The following is a 601-nucleotide window of genomic DNA, read 5'->3' as shown; positions in this document are numbered from 1 at the left end:
TGAGTTGTTGTTTTCAACTCTTACTATTATACCGACTTTTCAAACTTTGTCAACACCTTTTTTAAACTTTTTTAACTTTTTTGCATGAATTCCTAATGAGTACGGATGTCAAACTCTTTAAACACAATACGTAAGTCCTTTAGCACTCTTTGACGCCCTCGGAAGCGTTCATCTCTTAAGACGCGTTCTAACTCTTCTTGTTTGTCTTTATTTTGTTTACTTCTATAATCTCTTAGTGTTTCATGAAAGAGATAATAATCGTCTAGCCAGAGTCCTCCCTCACTTATACGATGACTTATCTCACCCACTTCTTCATAAAGCTCTTTATCATATCTCCGTTTTTGACTTTCTTGTTTACGGAGATAATCTAGAATTCGATTCCGGAATTTTGTTTTGAAATATTTCCTTAAACGAGAGATATCTTCTACAAGCCCTTCTTCTCTACTAATCAATTCATGTAGGCAAATCATCCCCTCTTGATCCCAGTCCGATAACTCCCACAAATGAAGGTAATATTCATTTCTACACTTGTATACAATTCCTTGGACTTCTTCATACATTTTTTTAAGCATAATCTTCCCCTTTCTAGATACAGTCTAAC

Annotated in this window: 1 protein-coding gene; it reads right to left on the bottom strand. The window is 34.8% G+C overall.

The window, feature by feature from the left end:
* Window positions 1-92: 92 nt before the first annotated feature.
* A complete protein-coding gene (locus HMPREF1048_RS06185; protein WP_000914536.1) occupies window positions 93-572 on the bottom strand; it encodes a sigma-70 RNA polymerase sigma factor region 4 domain-containing protein in 480 nt (159 codons plus the stop codon).
* Window positions 573-601 lie beyond the last annotated feature (29 nt).

This window comes from Streptococcus mitis SK575, from assembly GCF_000257865.1.
Lineage (GTDB): Bacteria > Bacillota > Bacilli > Lactobacillales > Streptococcaceae > Streptococcus > Streptococcus mitis_CQ.
Note: the sequence above shows the minus strand (reverse complement) of the source record. Positions and strands in the feature narration are given on the sequence as shown.